The sequence below is a fragment of the Sorangium sp. So ce1335 genome (genome assembly GCF_051521615.1).
In the GTDB taxonomy this organism is placed as follows: Bacteria; Myxococcota_A; Polyangia; order Polyangiales; family Polyangiaceae; genus Sorangium.
Map to the genome: position 1 here is coordinate 3123697 of NZ_CP150363.1, position 18033 is coordinate 3141729.

Here is an 18033-nt window from a genome sequence, read left to right on the forward strand (position 1 = left end):
CGGACCGACCCCCCTGGAGAAGCACGTCATGAAGAAGAGCCAACCTCCGAGCGATGAGCAGAGGACAACGGGCCGCAAGCTCGTCGTGCTCAGCCCTACCGTGAACATCCCTGTGATGACGAGCGCCCTCGAGGCGGTCGGCATGGACGTCGTGGTGGCCTCCCAGTACGGCGGCGCCGTGCCGCCGGAGAAGATGGCCACGGCCGACGCGATCGTGTTCGACAGGCTGCAGATGATGGTCGTCGCCGACACCTCGCCGGCGGCCCTCGCCGTCATGGACGAGCTCAAGAAGCGGGGCATCATCCTCTCCGTGGAGGACGAGGGGTACGTTCACGCCCTCGGCGCGCCCGCCCTGCATCCCTCGCAGCGAGAGTACCTGGATGGCTATCGGGCCGGCGTGAACGGGCTGGTCGACCATCTGATCACCGGCGGCGCGCCTGCCGCGACGCAGGGGTACACGAGCGAGGGCTCCGCGCGCGGCGAGCGCGCGAGCGGCGCCCCCGAGGAGAGGCCGGGCCGCGAGCTCCACGAACCAGGGACGAGGCCGCAGGATCAGGGGGACATGACCTGGGGGCTCGTCGCGATAGGGATGGAGAAGTCCCCGCTCACGGGGCGCGGGATCCGGGTGGCCCTCCTCGACACGGGTCTTGATTCGAACCATCCGGACTTCCGGGGCCGGAAGGTCGTTTCCCAGTCCTTCGTGCCGGGAGAGGAGATCCAGGACGTGGCCGGTCACGGCACGTACACGGCCGGCATCGCCTGCGGGCCGCTGTCCGCGGCGCAGGGGCCGCGCTACGGCGTCGCGCCCGAGGCCGATCTCTTCATCTGCAAGGTCCTGGGCGGCCGAGAAGGCTCCGGCCAGGATGGCTGGATCATGAACGGGATCAACTGGGCCCTGAGCAACGGGTGCCGCGTCATCTCGATGTCCATCGGGAGCGACGCGCCTCCCAGAAACATTTACCGGATGCTCGGCGAGCGCGCCCTGAACCAGGGCGCGATCCTCGTCGCCGCGGCAGGGAGTAGCGGCCAGCGCTCCCGGGGCCACATCGGCCGCACAGGCTCGCCGGCGAACGTCGAGACGATCGTCGCGGTCGGGGCCGTCGACAAGAGCCTCCGGGTCGCGGACTTCTCGCCCGGCGGCAAGATCGACATCGTGGCGCCTGGCGTCGACGTGCACTCGTCGTGGCCGCGGCCGCCGGGCTACGCTGCGCTCAGCGGCACAAGCGCGGCGGCAGCGTACGTGGCGGGCGTCATCGCGCTGCTGATGCAGGCGGATCCGCACGCGAGCGCCCGGGAGATCTGGCAGCGGCTGCAGGCGAGCGCGCGCAAGCTCGACGCGCCCGCCACGGACGTCGGCGCCGGCCTTGTGCAAGCGCCGGTGTCCGCGACGACAGAGCCCCAGGCGCCGATCTCGAAATAGACACGACGCTCCCCTCCTCGCCGCACGATCACGGTGCGCCGGCCCGGGTCACGCCGGCGGCAAGACGCGCACGGGATAGGACAGCGTCACCCTCGAACCGCGCTCGGCCTGGATGTCGACAAGGAACGCCCAGCGGATCTCGTTGCTCGCCGACTTGAACGAGTGCGTCGCCTGCTCGGGCAGGTGCGCCATGACCTCCTGGTACCAGCCTCTCGCACGCTCGATGTCGAGGCCCTCCACCAGGAGCAGCACCCGCTCCCAGAGGCGGTGCGCGTCCGAGGCCGTGTCGGAGCCGTGCTGGAACTGGACCCGCTCCTCGCAGACGAGCGTGACGCGCACGCGGCGCACGCGCCGCGGCCCGCGCAGGGCCAGGCAGACGCGCAGCGGCGCTCCGAGGACCAGCGGCTCCTCCGCGAGCTCGATGGAGAGGTCCCGGCTCGCCCGCCGGAGGTGGCCGACCAGGAACCACCAGGCCATCCACGCGCTGAGGGCGAAGACGAGCGCTGCGAGCACCGACGTGCGCCCGGGGCGCTCCAGCGAGACCGCCAGACCCCAGAGCGAGAAGGCGGCGATGAAGATCGCGACCTGGGCGCGATGGCTGACCGGGCCGACGGGGTCCGTGTCGTGCAGGAGCCGCACGGGCAGGTGCGCGCCCGCCGCCGTGCGCGCCGCGGGGAGCGGCAGCCGATCGAGCACCTGGCGGTAGCGATCGAGGGGGCCGCCTTGGCCGCCGCTCCGGTAAGGGTCGCGAACGGCGAGCGGCGGCGCGGCGGGCTCCGCGCCGGACCTCCGCGCGCCCTTCACGAGCCGCCTCCCGGGCGAGACGGGCCGATGTCGCTCGCCGTTCGCCGCGCGCGGAGCGCGGCCAGGGCGAGGAGCGCGCGGCCCACGATCGCGAGGTCGCGGACCTCAGCGCACGGTGATGGGCTGGTCATAGGTCGCGTCCTCCTTCAGGAACCCGCCGGAGCACCGCACCCGGACGAGCCAGCAGATCTCGATCAGGTGGCCGCGGTAGCTGCGCGGCAGGAGCGGCAGCTGCGCCCGGAACCGGAAGCCCTCCGCGGGCGCCTCCTGCTGTCCCTCGGTGAGCACCTCGGCGTGGGCGACGCCCGTGTCGGTGCTCCCCTTGCCCTCGGTCTGCCACAGGACCGACAGCTCCACCCGGGGCAGCGGGCGGCCCGGGAGCGCGGTGAGGCGCACGACCCCGGCGATCTCCTCGCCGGCCTCGTAGGACGTGCGGCCCCCGGCGAGCTCGATCGCGGCGTGGGCGCTCACGGCGCCCCCCCGGCGGGCGCGTTCGCCGCGCCGTCGGGCTCGCCCAGCCACGCGCGGGCGAGCGCCAGGATGCGGGCGTGCTCTCGCACGTTCTCCAGGAAGCTCGCCCGCCACGCGGGGTTCGCGATCCGCGCCGCCCGCTTCAGCAGACGGCCCCGGCCGGCCTCGATCGCGGCGCAGGCCTCCTCGCGCGCGCCGCACGCCTCGAGCGCCTCCGCGCGCACGAGATCGAGCTGCGCCTCGCCCTCCTCGAGGTGGCCGAGCGATCGGACGAGCGCGGCGGCGTGCTCGTCGGCGCGGCGCGCGGCCTCGAGCGCCTCGGCGGGGCGCCCGCCGGTGAGCAGCACCTGCGCGAGCGTCGCCAGCGCGCACGGCATGAGCGGCGCGCAGTCGGCGAGGAGCTCGCAGCCGCGGCGCGCCTCCTCCTCGGCGCGGGCGAGATCGCCCGCGAGCCGCGACACCTCCGCGAGGTAGACGTAGGTGCCGCCCTCCATCCGCCGATCGCCGGACGCAGCGAACACGCGGAGCGCGGCGTCGAGCTGCGCCCGCGCCTCGCCGAGATCGCCGAGGAGGAAGAGCGTGCGGCCGAGGTTCTCCTTCGCGAACGCCGTCAGGTACGGCAGCCCGAGCCGCTCCGCGTCGGCCAGCGCGGCGCGCAGCAGGCGCGCGGCGTCGGCGTAGGCGCCGAGCTCGTTGCAGTGGTGGGCCGCGTTGACGCGCGCGTCGCAGGCGCCGCGCGCGTCGCCCGCCGCGATGTAGCAGCGCTCCGACGCCTCGCCGAGCTCCCGGGCGCCGCCGAGATCCCCGGCGAGGGCCGCGCGGTGCATGCGCAGCCGCAGGATGGGCGCGCTGACGGCCGGGTCGTTCCGGAAGCGATCGAACGACGCGTCGATCCGGGACGCCAGCGCCTCCGACTCCTCGCTCTCGCCGACGGCGTAGTGAAGGACCTGCGCGGCCTGCGCCATGGCGGCGAGCTCGGGCCCCGTCGTCGTGGACGGCGACCACCGCGCGCAGAGCGCCCTGGCGAGCTCGACGACGGTCTCCCGGTGCCCCACGACGGCGCAGGCCCAGACCGCCACGCAGGCGGCGCGGCACCACCACGGGCTCCCCTCGGGCAGCGCGCGCATCGCCGCGAGCGCGTGGCGCTCGGCCGCCGCGCTCTCGCCGAGGATGCGGCGCCCCTGCGCCTTTATGGCCTCGAGCTCGCCGAGCGCCTCGCCGGAAGCGCCGCAGGCGATGGCGCGCTCGGCGCGCTCGATCGCCCCCCGGCAGTCGCACCCGCCGAGCGCCTGCCCGGCCGCCTGCCGGTAATGGCCGAGCGCGCGCTCGAGGTCGCCGCCGCGCTCGAAGTGCGTCGCGAGGACCATGGCGTCCGTCTCGCCGGCCCTGGCGAGCCACGCGCCCGCCAGGCGGTGGCCGAGCTGCCGGTCCTCCTCGGTCAGCATCTCGTAGGCCGCGTCGCGCACGAGCGCGTGGCGGAAGGCGTACGCCACCTCGCCCTGGAACGTCGACGCGTGGAGGCGCACGATGAGCTCGCTCTGCGCGAGCTCCCCGAGCTGCTCGTCGAGGTGCGCCTCGCCCGCCTCGGCGCCGAGCAGCGCGCCCGCCGCGCCCCGCCAGAACACGCCCCCGAACACGCTGCCCGCGCGCAGCACCCGCCGCGCGTCCGGCGCGAGCCCCTCCAGGCGCGACTGCATCATCGCGAGCACCGTCTCCGGCACGCCGCCGCCGTGGCCCTCCGCCGCGGCGCGGACGAGCTCTTCGAGGAAGAAGGCGTTGCCCCCGGCGCGGTCGACGATCCGCGCGACGGTCTCGGGATCGGGCGCGCCGAGCGCCTCGACGACGAGCTTCTCGCACGTGCGGCGCGACAGCCCGACGAGCCGCAGGTCCGTCAGCGCGCGCTTGCTCCAGAGATCGGGGAAGGCCTCGCGCACCTCGGGGCGCGCCAGCGCGAGCACCATCAGCCGCTCGCCCTCGAGGAGCCGGAGCGCCGCGTCGACGTACTCCACCGTCGGCCGGTCGCCCCAGTGCAGGTCCTCCAGGACGAGCAGGACGGGCCGCGTCCGGCACTCGGCGCGCACGAGCTCCACCCACGCGGCCTGCATCTGGTCGCCCATGACCTTCGCGTCCTGCCGCGCCGTCCGGAGCAGCACGCTCGCCTCGGCCGGGAAGGGCGCGCCCACCATCTCGCCGAGGAACTCGGTGACCTGCCGCCGGAGCGGCGCGGCCACGCGCTCGGCCACGCGCGCCGCGAGCTTCTGCTGCCGCGCCTCGAGCGGCTCGCCGTCGAGCAGCCCCGCCGCGCGCCGGACGATCTGGGCGAGCATGCCGCACGGCGCGCCCATCCGCATCGGGTCGCCGCGCGCGATCCAGAGCTCGATCGCCGCGCCGCGCGCGGCGAGGCGGCGCGCGAGCTCGTGGCGCAGGCGCGACTTGCCGACCCCCGCGTCCGCCGTGACGAGCACCGCGCGGGCCTCGGACTCGGCGACGCACTCGTCGAACGTCGACTGCAGGAGGAGCAGCTCGCGCTCCCGCCCCGCGCACCGCGTCGGCCTGCCGAGCAGCTTGCGCGCCTCGTCCGCGGGCTCGAGCTCGCCGATGAGCGCCAGCGTCGAGCGGTCGAGCGACACCTCGAAGCGGTCGCCGAGCAGGTCCGCCGTCATCCGGTCGAGGAGCACGCGCGCCGCGCTGTCCGCGCCGCCGGCCGGGCGAGCGGCCTCGCGCGCGGACAGCGTGCGGGGGGACAGCGTGCGCTCTGCCTCGCGACCGGACAGCGCGGCGGCGGCCTCTGGATCCAGCGCGGCGGCGGCCTCTGGAGCGAGCGTGGCGGCGGCCTTCGGGTCCAGCGTGGCGGCGGCCTTCGGATCGCACAGCGTGGCGGCGGCCCTCGGATCGGGCGGCGCGCGATCGGCCGCGCGCGCGGCCGCGGTCCCCGCGAGCAGCGCGCTCGCGCGATCGATGACCTGGCCCATCGGCTGCGTCTTCTCGAGCTCGTCCCACCCGGTCGAGAGCGCCACGTGCGCGCCGGGCAGGAGGTCGCGCAGGGCCATGGCGCAGCGCGCGGCGTTCAAGGCGAGATCCGTCGGCGAGCCCGCGCCCGTGATGACGGCCGCGAGGGAGCCGTCCCGCAGCAGCTCGAGCTGCGCGCCGTGCCGGGCGGCGACCTGCCGGAGCGTCTGCGACGTCCTGTAGAGCGCGCCGATCAGCGGGGCGTCGACGTGCGCGGCGGTCGCGGCGAGCGAGCCCGCCGTCATCGCGGGCGCGGCCGGCTCGGGCGCGAGCGCGAGGATCACGCTGACGAGGCGCCGCTCGCGGCGCGTCAGGCCCGCCGCCGAGGCGGGCGCGATCGACGACGACCCCGCGACGCGCGCGGCGAGCGCGCGGAGCTCCTCGATGACCGCCCGCGCGTCCGGCCGGTCGCCCGCCTGCTTGGCGAGCAGCCGCGCCACGAAGGCGTCGAGCTCTGCGGGCACGCCGGGCGCGAGCGCGCTCAGCCGCGGGGGCTCCTCGAAGACGACCCGGGCCAGCATGGCGAGCGGGTGCGCCGCGGTGAACGGAGGCCGGCCGGCCAGGCAGGCGAACAGGACGCAGCCGAGCGCGTAGATGTCCGCGCGGGCGTCGACCTCGCCCTCGCCGATCACCTGCTCCGGGGCCATGTACGACGGCGTGCCGACCGTCGCCCCGGTGCGCGTCAGCGACGCCGTCGCGTCCGCGAGCCGCGCGAGGCCCAGGTCGACGATCGTCGCCCGCTCGAGCTCGCCGTCCCGGAGGAAGATGTTCTGGGGCTTGATGTCGCGGTGGACGATGCCCCGGGCGTGCGCGGACGCGAGCCCCTCGGCCACGCGGGTCACGACCTTGAGCGCGGCGGCCGGCCCCAGCCGCCCCCGGGCGAGCCGCGCTCCGAGGTCCTCTCCCTCGAGCCACTCCATGACGAGGTAGAGCTCGCCGTCCGGTGTCTGCCCGTGCGCGATGTAACGGACGATACAGGGGTGCGAGAGGGCGGCGAGCGCGCGCGCCTCGCGGGCGAAGCGGCTGCGTTTGTCCGCTGTCGGCTCGCGGATCACCTTGATGGCGACCGGCGCGCCGCTCTCGCCGTCGCGGGCGCGGTAGACGGTGCCGAGGCCGCCCTTTCCCGCCTGACGCTCGATGATATAGCGCGCCCCCAGCCTCTCCCCCGGCGTCATCCCACCGAGTATCTCATCCATCGCGCGGCCTTCGTGCCGGACGTGGAGGCGATCGGCGGGGAGCTCCGCTTCATGGCGGCGTTCGAGGGAAGCGGCTCCGCTGTGGGAGAGCTGTAGGCCTCTTCCCCCCGTGATGGGAGGGAACCCCAGGCTTCATGACACCGTGGGCGGCCACGGTCCGAACGCAGGGGGTCTCATCGGACGGGTCGACCTCCCGGCCCGCGGTGAGGGTCCTGGAGGCCCGCCGGGGCTGCTCGCCATGCCGGGTACCTTCCTGCGCCCGTGCTCAGGAGCCGCCGCGCGTCGGCAACTCCTGATCTGTAATCTGCCCGAGTGGCCCACCCAACAAGAGTTGTCTCCTGCCTGAGACCATGTGCATCGGACAGGCGCTTCGGCGGGCACACGCGCAACTCCTGCGCTCGCCGGAGGGGCCGCTGGCCCGCGGGATCTGTCGCTCAGCCGCGCTTCGCGTCGACGTCGGCCTCGCTCTGCCCCGCGTCGCGGGCCGCGCGGAAGTCCGCGTCGAGCCGCCACGCCTCGCGCGCTGCCTCGCCCGCCGTCAGGCCGTGCGCCACCCCGGCCGCGACGATCGCGCCGCGGAAGCGCGCGCCGGCCCGGCGGTACTCGATCGTCACGAGCGCCAGGCACAGCGCGACGAACAGCACGGTGCGGGCGCTCGGCGCCGGCTGCGACCACGCGAGCCAGCCGATGGCCACTGCGAGCAGGGCGCTGCACAGCCCCCATGACTCGCCGCGCTCGGTGCGCTCGGCCTCCGCGGCGCGGGCGAGCGCGCTCGCCACGGCGGGTGGCGGCTCGCCCGCCTTCTCGGAAGGCACGGCTGCCTGCGTGCCACGAACGACCGGCGCGCCGTCGCGTGCCATGAGCGGCCCCGACGACGCGCCGTTACAGTTCCCCGCCGCGCCGAGATGCATTGAGCTCATACAAACCCCTTTCTGGGTTCGCCGTCCGATCCCACGCACAAGCCCGCTTGCACGCCGCGCGCCATCGCTCGATCCGGCGTCTGGACGTGCCTGGAGCGATTGCCGCAGCGCGGGTTGGCGCAGCCCTCGCGCGGACACGCAATCGGTGCGCCCCGATCGAAACACCGCTGTCACGGCGGCGACGCAGGAAAATGCGAGCAGATGCGCGGAGATGCGCGGAGATACGCGCACGAGCCCGGCGGCGGCCGCGCGCCGAGCCTGCTCGCATGTCGCATACCCCGCGCCACCGGCGCGGGGGGAGGCCGGCTCGGGTGGATCCCGGCGCGGGCGCGCGGCGTGCGCATTGTCTGCGCCTCGCGCGCAGCCCGTGCGTCGGCCCTGCGCGGCGGGCGGCGCTTCCCGGGTAGGCGCGGCGCTCGCCGGGCGGGGCGCGGGCGTGCAAAGGCTGCGTGAGGCTGCGGAGGCGGCGCGTGCAGAGCAAATCGCGCGCCGCGGGGCCGTCACGGATAGACGTACGGCGCGTCGAGCCCGAGCGGGAACCCGAGCTGCCAGTAGGCGAGAAGAAACAGGCTCCACGCGACGAGGAATGTGATGGAGTAGGGGATCATCAGCGCCATGAGGGTGCCGATACCGGTGCTCTTCACGTACTTCTGGCAGAAGACCACCACGAGGGGGAAATACACCATGAGCGGGGTGATGATGTTCGTCGTCGAGTCGCCGACGCGGTAAGCCGCCTGCGTGAGCTCCGGCGAGATGCCGAGAGACATGAGCATGGGCACGAAGATCGGGGCGAGCAGCGCCCATTTGGCGGACGCGGAGCCGATGAGGAGGTTCACCGCCGCGGTGAGGAAGATGATGCCCACGATGGTGACCGTGCTCGGGAGCGCCAGGGCCTGCAGCGCCGCGGCGCCCTTGAGGGCCAGGAGCGCGCCGAGGTTCGATTTGTTGAACAGGTAGATGAACTGCGCGGCGAAGAAGGCCATGACCAGGTAATAGCTCATCGTGCCCATCGTCTTGCTCATCCCGCCGATGACGTCCCGGTGGCTCTTGAAGGTGCCGGCCGCATAGCCGTAGACGAGCCCCGGGACGAGGAAGAAGAGGAAGATGAGCGGCACGATGGAGGTCATCAGGGGCGCGGCGCTGACCGTGAGCTGGCCGCCGGGCGCGCGCAGCGGCGACGACGCCGGCGCGCATGCGGCGACGAGCGCGGCGACGCAGAGGGCCATCGCGCCGAGGCCTGCCCAGAGCGCGCGCGCCTCGCGCGGCGTGAGGTCCGCCATGCGCGTGTCCTGCTCGGGCGCCGCGTCGACGGGCACGCGCGCGACGCGCGGCTCGATCACCCGGTCGGTGATGAACCAGCCGAGCCCGATGATCAGCGCCGACGAGGCGCTGCAGAAGAACCAGTTGCAGAGCGGGTTGACGGTGCGCTTCGGGTCGAGGATGTTGGCGCCGGCCTGGGTCAGCCCTTGCAGCAGCGGGTCGAGGCTGGAGGGGATGAAGTTGGCGCTGAAGCCCCCCGAGACGCCGGCGAACGCGGCGGCGATGCCGGCGAGCGGGTGCCGGCCCGCGGCATGGAAGATGACCGCGGCGAGCGGGATGACGAGCACGTAGCCCGCATCGGCCGCCGTGTGGCTGATGATGGCCACGAGGATCAGCATCGGCGTGAGCAGCGCCCTCGGCGTGATCGTGAGCAGCTTCTTCAGGACGGCGTTGATGAACCCCGAGTGTTCGGCGATCCCGACCCCGAGCAGGGCGACGAGCACCACGCCGAGCGGGTGGAAGCCCGTGAAGGTCGGGACCATGCTCGAGAGGAACTCGGTGAGGGCCTTGCCCGAGAGCTGGCTCTGGACCTGGAGCGGCTGCTTCGTCCGCGGGTCGATCTCGCTGAACTGGAGCGGCGCGAGGGCCGCGGAGGCGAGCATGACGACGGCGGCGAGCACGACGAAGAGCACGGCCGGGTCGGGCAGCCTGTTGCCGGCGCGCTCGAGCGCGTCGAGGGCGCGGCTCGCCCAGCCGCGAGGCGCTCCGGGCGCGGGCGAGGGGAGCTCGGGTTGGTTGCTGGACATGCGCGCATCGTAATCCGGAACGCGCGCGGATGGGCGCCGTCGCGCGGCGGCGCGCGCGCGATTTCGAGGGCGATGCTGGCATGGAATTGTCGAGCGCCGTCGAGCGCTCCTCGACGTTTCGACGCCCGCGCGCCCGCGCGGACGCCGGCGTCTCTCAGGCCGCCTTGCGGGCCTCGTCGGCCTCGAGCTCGCGGACAATCGGGAGCACCTTCTTCCCGAACTGCTCCACCTCCTCGAGGTAATGCAGGAACCCGGTCAGCACGAGATCGACCCCGGCCGCCTTGTAGGCGACGATCCGCCGCGCGACCTGCTCGGGTGTGCCGATGAGGCCCGTGCGGAACCCGTCGTTGTACTGCACGAGGTCCTCGAAATCGGAGCTCGCCCACATGCCCTCGCGCTCGGGCGACGCCCGGCCGGCCTGCTTCACGGCGTCGCCGAAGCCGTTCACCGCCTCCACGTCCGCGTGCGCGATGATGTCGCGCAGGACCTGCCGCGCCTCCTCCTCCGTGTCGCGGGCGATCACGAACGCGTTCAGCCCGAACTTCACGCGGCGCCCCGCGCGCGCGGCGAGCTCGCTGATCTCGGTCACCTGCGCCCGGACGCCCTCGATGGAGTTGCCGTTCATGAAGTACCAGTCCGACACGCGCGCGGCCATGTGCCGCGCCGCCTTCGAGTTCCCGCCCTGGAAGATCTCGGGGTGCGGCTTCTGCACCGGCCTCGGCTTCAGCGTGAAATCGTTGATCCGGTAGAAGTCGCCCCGCAGCGAGAAGTGGTCCTCGGTCCAGATGCCCCGGAGCGCCCGGATGAACTCCTCCGAGCGCCTGTATCGCTCGTCGTGCTCGAGCCACGGCTCGCCGAGCGCCGTGAACTCGCCCTTGAACCAGCCGCTCACGACGTTGACGGCGAACCGCCCGCCCGACAGCTCGTCGGCCGTGGCGCCGAGCTTGGCGAGCACCCCGGGGTGCCACAGCCCCGGGTGGACGGCCGCGATCACCCGGAGCCGCTCGGTCGCGAGCAGCAGCGCGAGGCTGAACGACGTCGACTCGTGCTGGTACTCGGCGCCGTAGCTCGCCATGTACCGGACCTGGCTGAGCGCGTAGTCGAAGCCGCTGTCCTCCGCGAGCCGCGCGAGCTTCCGGTTGTAATCGATCCCCCAGTGCGTCCGTTGCTCGATCTTGCTCACGACGAGGCCGCCGCTGACGTTCGGCACCCAGTACGCGAACCTCACCGGGGCGCGCGGCGCCGGCGTTGACGTGATGTTTCCGTGATGGCTCATGATCCTGTCCTCCGTGCGTGCCCGCGCGGGCTCACTCTCCGCCGGCCTCGAACAGCTCGAGCGGCAATCCGACGAGCGATTTGCCTATCCACTCGCGCGCGATGTTGTTGGACGGCCCCATGGCGATCGCCGCGCGCGCGTCGCGGAAGGCGCGCTCGAGCGGCCCGCGGCGGTAGCCGTAGCCGCCGCTCACGTCGAGCGCGAGGCGCGTCACCTTGTTGGCCACCTCCGCGGCGTGGACCTTGAACTCGGTGAGCGGCAGGAGCAGCTCGCCCTGCGGCTTGCCCGCGGCCTCTAGCGCGTCGAGCTGCTCGGCCAGCGCCGCCTGCCAGGGCGGCAGGCTCTCCACGAGGACCTTCGCCTCTCCGAGCTGCTGGCGCAGCACCTGGTAGTCGGCGAGGCGGCGATCGAAGTCGCGGTGCACCGTGCCGAGCGCGTACTCCGTCACGGCCGCGAGCGCGCCCCGCGCGACGCCGTGCCACGCGGCGCCGAGCCCGATGAGGTACACGGGCGAGACGCCGTGATAGATGATGTCCTTGCCCTGGCCCTCCGCGCCGAGCCGGTCGCGGCGCGGCACGGGCACGTCCGTGTAGCGGATCGGCCCGCTGTGGTTGCCGTGCACCCCGAGGGCGTCCCAGCGCCCCGCCTCGATGCCGGGCCGCTTCCCGTCGACGATGAAGAAGGTGATGTCGGTCGGCCCCTTCGCGCCCGGCGTGCGCGTCTGGAGGACGTAGTAGTCGGCCTTGCCGGCGCTCGTCGTGAACGACTTGTCGGCGGAGATCAGGTAATCGTCCCCGTCGCGCTTCGCCTCGCTGAAGTTGAACCACCAGTGGCCCCCCGACGCCTTCTCGCTCGTCGAGTAGGTGCCGATGACCCCGCGCCGCGCGGGCCTGAGCCACCGCTCCTTCTGATCGTCGCTTCCGTACAGCGCGATCGTCTGCGCCGCCCCCGTGTGCATGACGTAGACGAGCGCCGTCGACGCGCAGGCGCGCCCGATCTCCTCGGTCGCGACGGCGAACGCCGCGTGGCCCAGCCCGAGCCCGCCGAGCTCCTCGGGCAGGAGCACTCCATTCCACCCCTCGCGCGCGAGCGCCTCCAGGTTCTCGCGCGGGAAGACCCCCTCGCGATCGACCCGCTCGGCGTTCGGCGCGATCACCCCGGCGACGATCGCCCTCACGCTCTCGCGGATCGCAGCATCATCTCGTCTGGCCATCTGCATCTCCTCATGACGGCGCCCGCGCGCCGATCGCATCTCCTCGTGACGGCGCCCGCGCGCCGATCGTCCTTGCCTCGTCCCGGCCCGGCGACCTCCCGTCCTTGCCGGGCCCCGCGGCGCCCGCGCGCCGGCGGCCTGCGTCGCCCTCCGCGAGTCCGCGCGCTGCCCTGCTCCGGGCGCGGCCTCGCGCCGCGCTCTCCTCAGGAGTAGAAGCTCGGCTCCGGGATCGCGCCGTTCAGCGCGTAGGCGCCGAGCTCGCGCGACTTGTAATCGACAGGGTCGTGGAGCGTGTGCGTGCGCAGGTTCCGCCAGAACCGGTCGATCCCGGCGCCGGCGGTCGTCGCGCTCGCCCCCATCACCTCGAACATCCCGTTCGTGATCTCCAGCCCGGCGCGCGACGTCGTCACCTTCGCCGAGGCGACGGCGATGGCGCACGCGCCGCGCTGCTCGGGGCTCAGCCGGTCGCCCTCCTCCCAGGCCGCCTGGAACGCCGCGCCGGCGCGGTCGGCGAGCAGCCGCGCGCCCTCGAGCCCGAGCCACATGTCGCCGTACCGGAGCAGGACGTAGGGGTCCTCGGTCGCGGGCGTCCCCTTCGCCGCGACCCACGGGCGCCGCCGCGCGCGCGTGTACCGCCGCGCCTCCTCGAGGGCGCCCTCGGCGAGGCCGAGGTACACGTTCGCGAGCACGAGCTGGGCGAGGCAGGGGCGCAGCGAGGCGAACGGCGAGCCGAGCGGCCCCGGCGTCGTGAGGAGCTCGTCCGCCCGCACCTCGACGTCGTCGAGCTCGACGGTGCCGCTGTCGGTCTGCCGCTGCCCCATGTTGTCCCAGTCGCCGAGCACCCGGATCCCCGGCCGTCCCGTGGGCACGGCGGCGACGACGAGCCGCGACGTTGTGTCGTCGATCGCGGACACGATGAGCATGTCCGAGTCGCCCGCGCCGGAGCAGAAGCTCTTCGCACCGCGCACGACGAGCGCGTCGCCGCGGCGCACGAGCCGCGCGCGCGTGTCGAGCGGGTTGAGCGCGTTCCCCCAGAACCAGCGCCTGGCGACGGTGTCGGCCTGGAGCCGGGTCGCCTGGCCCGCGCTGCCGAAGAGCGTCAGCGTCGCGAGCATCAGGTGGTGGAAGCCGAAGACGTGTGCGATGGCGCTGTCGGCGCGCGCGATACGCCGGACCGCCTCGAGCACGACGGGCCAGGGCGCTCCCCAGCCGCCCAGCGCCGCCGGCACGGAGAGCGCGAGGAGCCCGCTCCGCCGCAGGCCATCGCGCTCCGCCTTCGGCGTCCCGCCCCGCCTGTCCCGCTCCACGGCCGTCGCGGCGAGGGCGCGCGCGAGCTCGTCGGCGAGCTCCAGCGCGCTGCTCGGCGCCTGATGCGCCCGTCCATTGCTCACGTGAGCTCCTTCGCCCTGCATGCCTCCGCCTCGATCGACATGCCACGTCGCGACGCCGCGCGTCCGTGGCACGTCACTGGCACGTGTCATCGCCACGTATCGTTGGATACGCGCGATTGGGCACGACTCATGCCATTCCCATCCCGTCGCGCTGCCCGCGGGAACGGGCTGAGCAGAGCGGTGGAGCCCGCCCGGCGCTGCTTCTCCAGCAGCAAGGGCTGCGTGTGAGGTGTTGCTGGAGCAGCAGCGCCGGCCCGGCGCGCGAGGGGATCCCGGGCGCGGCGGCCTGCGCTGGCGCGCGGATCCGGCCTGCGCTCGCGCGCGGATGCATGGCTCCGCGGCCGCGGCGCGGGGCGTGCTTGCGGGCCTCCGGCCCGGCGATGCGCGGGCGAGGAGCTCATCTGTTCATGAACGTCTTCTGGTTTCTCCCGACGCACGGCGACGGCCGGTATCTCGGCACCGCCGAGGGGGCGCGCCCCGTCTCGCTCTCGTACCTCCGCCAGATCGCGCAGGCCGCCGACGACCTCGGCTATCACGGCGCGCTGCTCCCCACGGGGAGGTCGTGCGAGGACGCGTGGGCTGTCGCGTCGGCCATGATCCCGCTCACGCAGCGGCTCCGGTTCCTCGTCGCGCTGCGGCCGGGCATCGTCTCGCCCACGTGGGCTGCCCGTATGGCGTCGACGGTCGATCGCCTGTCGGGCGGCCGGCTGCTCCTCAACGTCGTGACCGGCGGCGACCCCGCGGAGTCCGAGGGCGACGGCGTCTTCCTCGGGCACGACGAGCGCTACGCGGTGACCGACGAGTTCCTCACCATCTGGCGCCGCGTCATGGCCGGCGAGACGGTCGATTTCGAGGGCAAGCACCTGCGCGTGAAGGGGGCGAAGGTCCTCTATCCGCCCATCCAGGCGCCGCACCCGCCGCTCTACATCGGCGGCTCGTCGCCCGCGGCGCACGCCCTGGCCGCGCGCCACCACGACGTGTACCTGACCTGGGGCGAGCCGCCGGCGGCCGTGGCCGAGAAGATCGCGGACGTGCGCCGCCGCGCGGCGGCCGAGGGGCGCGAGGTGCGCTTCGGGATCCGGATGCACGTCATCGTCCGCGAGACCGCCGAGGCGGCGTGGGCGGCGGCGAACGACCTGATTCGCCACCTCGACGACCGCGCCATCGCCGCGGCGCAGCAGGCGTTTTCGCGCTTCGACTCCGAGGGCCAGCGGCGCATGGCGGCGCTGCACAACGGGCGGCGCGACGCGCTCGAGATAAGCCCGAACCTGTGGGCCGGCGTCGGGCTCGTGCGCGGCGGCGCCGGCACGGCGCTCGTCGGCGACCCGGAGACGGTCGCGCGCCGCATGCGCGAGTACGCGGAGCTCGGGATCGAGACGTTCATCCTGTCCGGCTATCCGCACCTCGAGGAGGCCTATCGCGTCGCCGAGCTGCTCTTCCCGCGGCTCTCCATCGCGCAGAAGGGGCCAGACGTCCGCCCCAACCTCACGGGGCCGTTCGGCGAGGTGATCGCCAACGACATCCTCCCCCAGCGGTCGCAGAGCTGAGCCGGCCCGCTGCGATTGCAGCGCGGCGCGTATCCGCTGCGATTGCAGCGCGGCGCGTATCCGCTGCGATTGCAGCGCGGCGCGTATCCGCGGTGGCGGTGTGCGATCAGGAGTGGAGCGCCAGAAGCCCTCTCACCGCCGCCAGCGCCTCTCCGGTCCTGGAGGGCGGAGCTGCCGGGAGGGAAGCTGGAGGCTCCGAGGCGGGCGGCGTCGCGATCTCGCCGGATTGCAGCAGGCGCGTGCGCACGAGGTCGCGGCTGACGCCGAGCCGGGCCGCCGTTTGCCCCAGGTTGCGCTCGCAGCGGCGGTAGGTCGCGCGGATCACCATCTCCTCGACGCGCTGGTGCACGTTGGGACAGCCGCCCTCGAAGAGCGCGGCGATGGTCGTCTCGAGCGTGGCCATCAGCCCGTCGACGGTGCACGGGGCGCCAGGCGACGCCGGCGCCTTCGGGTGGAGGCTCGTGAAGCGCAGGTCGTCCCTCGTCACGCGGCCTGTGCGGCAGACGAGCGACGCCTGGTGGATGACGTGCTCGAGCTCGCGGATGTTGCCTGGCCACGTGTGCGCGAGCAGCAGCTCCACCGCGGACGACGCGAGGGCGCACGGCGCGGCCCCGGACCGCCGCCCGGACAGCCCGGCGAAATAGCGCGCGAGCGGCAGGATATCGCCCGGCCGCTCGCGCAGGGGCGGCACGGCGACGTGCGCGCCGCTCAGCCTGGCGAGCAGGTCCTCGCGGAACCCGCCGGCGGCGACAACGCTCTCGAGCGGCACGCTCGTCGCGGCGATGACCCGCACGTCGACCGGCGTCGCCTTGCGCGATCCGGCCCGGAGCACCTCGCGCTCCTGGAGCGCGCGGAGCAGCCTCGCCTGCGCGCCGGGCGGCAGGTCCCCGACCTCGTCGAGGTAGAGCGTGCCGCCGTGGGCCGCCTCGAACAGGCCGCGCTTTCGCGGCCCGTTCCCCTGCTCGTCGCCGAACAGCTCGCTCTCGGCCAGCGAGGGGGACAGCGCCCCGCACCGGACGGCGACGAAGGGCCTGTCGCGGCGCGCGCCGAGCTCGTGCGCGTGCCGCGCGAGGATCTCCTTTCCGGTCCCGAGCTCGCCGGTGAGGAGCGCGGCCGTGTCGGTCGAGGCGACCTGCTTCACGCGCTGGAGGAGCTGCTGCGATCTCGGGTCCTCGAAGACGAGCGCCCTGGCGCGCTCGGTCGTCGGGGTCGTCGATTGCGGGGTGGGGAGGGTGAGCAAGCGCATGGGTTTCACCTCGAAGCGCCAGCGGACTTCCTGGCGCGAATCCTGCTATGCACAAGCAACGAATCGAAGGGCGCCGCCCTCCTCCCCGGCCCGACCTCAGGCTGCTGCGACCTCGCGCGCCGGGAGCGCCAGGCCTTCGCGGACCACGCTGTCGATGAACGGCCTCACGACCTCTTCCAGCTTGTTTCCGAGCTCATCATCGATCTCGAGCAGCCCGTCCTCGCCGAGGCGCAGCGCCTTGTCGAGGAGGAACAGCCCCGCGAGCACGTGCCGTGCGCCGAGCGACTGGAGCACCGGCCGCAGCCCGTAATCGATGGCGAGCACGTGCGCGAGCGTGCCCCCCGTCGCGAGCGGCAGCACCGCTTTCCCGGCGAGCCCGAACTGCGGCAAGAGGTCGAGCAGCGCCTTGAGGGCGCCCGTGTACGAGGCCTTGTAGATGGGCGTGGCGATGACAACCCCCGCCGCCTCGGCGATGACGCGTGTCGCCTCGGCGATGGCCGGCGAATCGACGCGCCCGAAGAGGAGATCCTCCGCGGGCAGGTCACGAACATGGACGGTGGCGACGCGAAACCCTTCACGCCCGAGCCGCGCCGCGACGCGGCCCGCGAGCGCCGCCGTCTTGGAGCGCGCGGAGACGCTCCCTGTGATGATGGCAATGGTCGACATGGGGGCGACATAACAAGACCAGCGCCCGTTGTCCATCATAACGGACGAGTTGTCCGTCATGGGAGACGGCGCTGGCTGGACCGGCGCCGGGCAGCTCACGGCGTGGTGGACCTGCGCGCGATCGTCGTCACCCACATGTCCCTCCATGGTGCGGACCGGCGGTGGGGCAGATCGTCTGTCGCTGGTTCGAGCTGCTCCGTGCGGGTCGTTCATGCCACCTGTCCAGTGGATGTCCTGAGCGTGCGGGTCCTTCATGCAATCGTCAGCGGCTGGAGCGCTTGCCTCGCACCCTGGAGGCGTCCTCACCGGCCTTCACTGCAATCTTGCCGGCGAGCGAGATCGCGATCTCTGGAGGTATCCTCGCCAACCTCGGCCGACACGGCCCGGGCGAGGCTGCGGCGCAGCCCTCGCGGTACCGGAAGCGGTCTGCGAGAGGCTGCGGCGCAGCCCTCGGGGCACCGGAAACGGTCCGGGCAAGGCTGCGGCGCAGCCCTCGGGGCACCGGAAACGGTCCGGGCAAGGCTGCGGCGCAGCCTTCGGAGCACCGGAAACGGTCCGGGCAAGGCTGCGGCGCAGCCTTCGGAGCACCGGAAACGGTCCGGGCAAGGCTGCGGCGCAGCCACCGAGGCACCGGAAACGGTCCGGGCAAGGCTGCGGCGCAGCCACCGAGGCACCGGAAACGGTCCGGGTCAGGCTGCGGTGCAGGTGGTGCGGGACTCTCCGTAGACAGGCCGCAGCGCTTCGAACCGGCAGGACGCCAAGAACGCCAAGAACGCCAAATTATTGAGATTCCTTGGCGCCTTGGCGG

The 18033-nt window shown here is 73.6% G+C and carries 12 protein-coding genes; 2 read left to right on the top strand and 10 right to left on the bottom strand.

The window, feature by feature from the left end; genetic code table 11:
- Positions 1-28: 28 nt before the first annotated feature.
- Positions 29-1420, top strand: coding sequence for a S8 family serine peptidase (locus tag WMF24_RS11705; protein ID WP_437736476.1), 1392 nt, complete (start codon positions 29-31; stop codon positions 1418-1420).
- Between the two features lie 48 nt (positions 1421-1468).
- Here WMF24_RS11705 and WMF24_RS11710 read toward each other — a convergent pair whose 3' ends face one another.
- From WMF24_RS11710 to WMF24_RS11745, 8 genes are all read right to left on the bottom strand, one after another.
- The gene (locus WMF24_RS11710; RefSeq protein WP_437736477.1) at positions 1469-2224 is read right to left on the bottom strand and encodes a hypothetical protein; all 756 of its coding nucleotides are present in this window, start codon (positions 2222-2224) and stop codon (positions 1469-1471) included.
- Between the two features lie 105 nt (positions 2225-2329).
- Positions 2330-2695: a hypothetical protein gene (locus tag WMF24_RS11715; protein WP_437736478.1), complete on the bottom strand. Its 366-nt coding sequence runs from the start codon at positions 2693-2695 to the stop codon at positions 2330-2332.
- Positions 2692-6900, bottom strand: a complete 4209-nt coding sequence (locus tag WMF24_RS11720) for a protein kinase domain-containing protein (RefSeq protein ID WP_437736479.1) — start codon at positions 6898-6900, stop codon at positions 2692-2694. Before WMF24_RS11720 ends, WMF24_RS11715 begins: the two co-directional genes overlap by 4 nt.
- A 434-nt stretch (positions 6901-7334) precedes the next feature.
- Positions 7335-7820, bottom strand: a complete 486-nt coding sequence (locus tag WMF24_RS11725) for a hypothetical protein (protein ID WP_437736480.1) — start codon at positions 7818-7820, stop codon at positions 7335-7337.
- A gap of 500 nt (positions 7821-8320) precedes the next feature.
- Positions 8321-9886: an AbgT family transporter gene (locus WMF24_RS11730; RefSeq protein ID WP_437736481.1), complete on the bottom strand. Its 1566-nt coding sequence runs from the start codon at positions 9884-9886 to the stop codon at positions 8321-8323.
- Positions 9887-10040: 154 nt separating this feature from the next.
- On the bottom strand, positions 10041-11162 hold the full coding sequence (gene sfnG, locus WMF24_RS11735; RefSeq protein ID WP_437736482.1) for a dimethylsulfone monooxygenase SfnG: 1122 nt from the start codon (positions 11160-11162) through the stop codon (positions 10041-10043).
- 31 nt (positions 11163-11193) lie between these two features.
- Positions 11194-12381 (bottom strand): acyl-CoA dehydrogenase family protein, encoded by a 1188-nt coding sequence (locus WMF24_RS11740; protein ID WP_437736483.1) that lies wholly within the window; start codon positions 12379-12381, stop codon positions 11194-11196.
- A 197-nt stretch (positions 12382-12578) separates the two neighbouring features.
- Positions 12579-13787: an acyl-CoA dehydrogenase family protein gene (locus WMF24_RS11745; protein WP_437738793.1), complete on the bottom strand. Its 1209-nt coding sequence runs from the start codon at positions 13785-13787 to the stop codon at positions 12579-12581.
- Positions 13788-14173: 386 nt separating this feature from the next.
- Between WMF24_RS11745 and ssuD the strand changes: the two genes are divergently transcribed.
- Positions 14174-15313 carry an FMNH2-dependent alkanesulfonate monooxygenase gene (gene ssuD / locus WMF24_RS11750; RefSeq protein WP_437736484.1) on the top strand — a complete coding sequence of 380 codons (1140 nt, stop codon included), beginning with the start codon at positions 14174-14176 and terminating at the stop codon, positions 15311-15313.
- Between the two features lie 106 nt (positions 15314-15419).
- Here ssuD and WMF24_RS11755 read toward each other — a convergent pair whose 3' ends face one another.
- Positions 15420-16559 carry a sigma 54-interacting transcriptional regulator gene (locus tag WMF24_RS11755; RefSeq protein ID WP_437736485.1) on the bottom strand — a complete coding sequence of 380 codons (1140 nt, stop codon included), beginning with the start codon at positions 16557-16559 and terminating at the stop codon, positions 15420-15422.
- A 96-nt stretch (positions 16560-16655) separates the two neighbouring features.
- Entirely contained in the window at positions 16656-17225 is a 570-nt protein-coding gene (gene ssuE, locus WMF24_RS11760) for an NADPH-dependent FMN reductase (RefSeq protein WP_437736486.1), read from the bottom strand.
- Positions 17226-18033 lie beyond the last annotated feature (808 nt).